The 2,457-nt window shown below is 51.2% G+C and carries 4 protein-coding genes and 1 other RNA gene; 4 read left to right on the top strand and 1 reads right to left on the bottom strand.

All coding sequences use genetic code 11. From position 1 onward, the window contains the following. The first annotated feature begins 232 nt into the window (after positions 1-232). The 4 genes from AC0QH1_RS14140 to AC0QH1_RS14125 all read left to right on the top strand — a co-directional run bounded on the left by AC0QH1_RS14140 (position 233) and on the right by AC0QH1_RS14125 (position 1,651). Positions 233-499, top strand: coding sequence for a YciI family protein (locus tag AC0QH1_RS14140; RefSeq protein WP_324631808.1), 267 nt, complete (start codon positions 233-235; stop codon positions 497-499). A gap of 66 nt (positions 500-565) precedes the next feature. Then, positions 566-662, top strand: an RNA gene (ffs, locus tag AC0QH1_RS14135) — signal recognition particle sRNA small type. A gap of 134 nt (positions 663-796) precedes the next feature. Continuing rightward, a complete protein-coding gene (locus tag AC0QH1_RS14130; RefSeq protein ID WP_324631807.1) occupies positions 797-1,180 on the top strand; it encodes a phasin family protein in 384 nt (127 codons plus the stop codon). A gap of 6 nt (positions 1,181-1,186) precedes the next feature. Continuing rightward, a complete protein-coding gene (locus AC0QH1_RS14125) occupies positions 1,187-1,651 on the top strand; it encodes a hypothetical protein (protein WP_324631806.1) in 465 nt (154 codons plus the stop codon). Between the two features lie 150 nt (positions 1,652-1,801). On the opposite strand, the gene AC0QH1_RS14120 is transcribed toward AC0QH1_RS14125, so the two are convergent. Further along, positions 1,802-2,116 carry a GNAT family N-acetyltransferase gene (locus AC0QH1_RS14120; protein WP_324631805.1) on the bottom strand — a complete coding sequence of 105 codons (315 nt, stop codon included), beginning with the start codon at positions 2,114-2,116 and terminating at the stop codon, positions 1,802-1,804. Between the last annotated feature and the right edge of the window lie 341 nt (positions 2,117-2,457).

The following is a 2,457-nucleotide window of genomic DNA, read 5'->3' as shown; positions in this document are numbered from 1 at the left end:
GGGGGACCGGGGGTCAGTCGCTCGGCTTATATCCCCACGGATAAATCCGGGGGCTTTACGCCGATTCTCGGTAAAGAGGGGAAGATTGGTTGGGCATGATAGATTACCCCAAGGTCTCAATGGCTGCAAACCGCGTTCGCGTCGCTGCCTCAATGATACCATCTGCTATGGTGCTCGTACTCCTCGAGTCGAGCCATACCCAGGAAGACCCCTAGTTTTTACCACAACTCCAATGCCTTGGTTTGTCAAAATAGAAGCAGGAATCGTCGATAAACCCACCTTCGATAAGTACGTCCCCGCCCATAAAGCCTACGTCAAGGATTTAATCGCCAAAGGGCATAAAGCCAAAACCGGCTACTGGGCTTGTCGCGGCGGCGGAATGATGCTCTTCGAGGCAGAATCGATGGAAGAAGCGCAACGACTCGTCGCCGAAGACCCGCTGATTCAGAATGGTTGCGTCAACTATCAGGTTTATGAGTGGTGCATCGCGATCGAGTAAAAAAAATTTGCCTTTTTTGGCGAGTTTAGTAGACAGTGGCGCAGAAATGGTGTTATAGTAGGAAACGATCCGGACCCATGCGGTCACAACGCCCAAACTTTGTCAGGACCGGAAGGTAGCAGCAACACGGGATGCTTGTGGCAGGCGTGGTATCCGGGTCACTTTTTTTAGAGTTCCCCCGATGGGCCAATGTAGGGGACGGCGGCGCTTTGGCACCCCCCGTTAGCCACCCGAGGAAAAGATGACCTATCCTGGGATCGGTAATCCATTTGCGCGTATTAAGGAGCAGCAGTTTCTATGCCTGGTTTCGGCGATATGCTTCAAAAAGCATTTTATCTTGGCGTCGGGATAGCCTCCTATGCTGGCGAAAAAGCCACGGGAAAAGTAGGGGAACTCACAGAGCAAGCTCAAAAGCTGGCTGATGAAATGGTGGAACGCGGCGAGATGAGCACGGAAGAAGCTCGTCGGTTCGTGGATGAGATGATGAAACAGGGACAGCAGAATTTTCAGCAACCCCCATCGAGTCAGACCCCACCTCGAGAGCCACGACGCATCGAAATTATCGAAGAAGACGAAGAGTCATCTGGAGAAAAGCCAGAAGACAAGCCAAAGGATGTAGATAACCTGCGCGACCAGGTACAATCATTACAGGAAGAACTCCGTCGGCTTCAGAATGAGTAGAAGGCGGTGGCTGCAGTAACGGGGCAAACAATGATGATGGAAGATTGGCCGCAAGAATTCTTTAAAATGATAGACACAGCAGCAGAAGAGGTCGATCGCTTTTTTGAAGAAGTGACCGAAGAGGTCACGGAATTTGTGGAGGCGATCGGAAAATTTTCTGAAGAAATGATGGATCTTTCGGAAGAGTTAACCGAAGAATGGCAAACTGCGATTGTGAACGAACTCGACCAATGTTTTGAGGAGTTAGTCGATCCCCTGTTCGACTTCTATTTAGGGCTGGATGACTTTCCGGAAACTCCAGACCAATTCGTGTCCTACGTGCCACCAACCGAAGAGAAAAATTCCGTCTGTATCGGGTGCAAGAATTATCACGGTCAAGTCTACGGCGGAAATCTGCTCGTCTGTGGGATGCATCCCTACGGCTGGGATGCCGGGGGTGACTGCCCCGACTGGGAATCTGAAACAATGTGAGTGACGAGAGGCGCGGCGATCGCGCCTCTCGTTTGGTACCTTATATAAGGTGCTTCGTCTTCTTCCGGTTGATGGCTCTGGATAAGATAGAAGAGTCACCGCGTTTGAGAGCCAACGGGGTAGCAGACCACCACCATAGGCGATCGCTGATTAGAGCGTTTTGAAGTATCTGGCCACTGGCCACAGTCGGAAGCCCACCTTTTCATAGGTGTGACCTGCGCGAGCATGACCGGGATCGCCGCCAGTCTCCACCATAGCAATCGACATCCCCGCCTCTTTCATCCAATCCAGAGCGAATGCTGTCAGAGCGCTGCCTATGCCCTGCCCTTGCAAATCTGGATCCACAGCAACCATGTAGATTTCACCCATCCTCTCCTCCCAGTGTAGTTTCACAGCTACAAAGCCCACAATAGAATCTGCATCAATAGCTACCCATACGCTGCTGTCTGTCCGCCCCGCAGACATCCTCCACAGCCTTCTGCTGACTCACAAGCCAATTCTCGGGAGAGAACACCCGGTATAGGTCAGCGTCCATCGCCTTCTGAATTGACTCAAAGCCTGGAGTCCATGCCCGAAGCGAAAGACGAACAACGGCATCAATGTGGCGTGGGTCATAGGGTTCGATTTTCATCTCGGGATAACCTCTAGAATATAATGGAGGATGTTAGCCGATAATTGATTTTTTAATCAAAAAATGCTAGAGTAGCCGTATGTCGCAACTGCCTAAGATTTGTCAGGAACCCCATCCCTAAAGGGAGGGGCTTGGTAAGACTTTATTTTCCCAAGCTCACCTGACCAGAAGACCA

The sequence above is a fragment of the Phormidium sp. CCY1219 genome (assembly GCF_055795085.1).
This window is presented reverse-complemented; position numbering and strand designations above follow the sequence as displayed.

Bases quoted from the DNA above. Each gene is read 5' to 3' on its own strand.
- AC0QH1_RS14120 (WP_324631805.1), bottom strand. From the start codon at position 2,116: ATGTCTGCGGGGCGGACAGACAGCAGCGTATGGGTAGCTATTGATGCA.
- AC0QH1_RS14130 (WP_324631807.1), top strand. From the start codon at position 797: ATGCCTGGTTTCGGCGATATGCTTCAAAAAGCATTTTATCTTGGCGTC.
- AC0QH1_RS14140 (WP_324631808.1), top strand. From the start codon at position 233: ATGCCTTGGTTTGTCAAAATAGAAGCAGGAATCGTCGATAAACCCACC.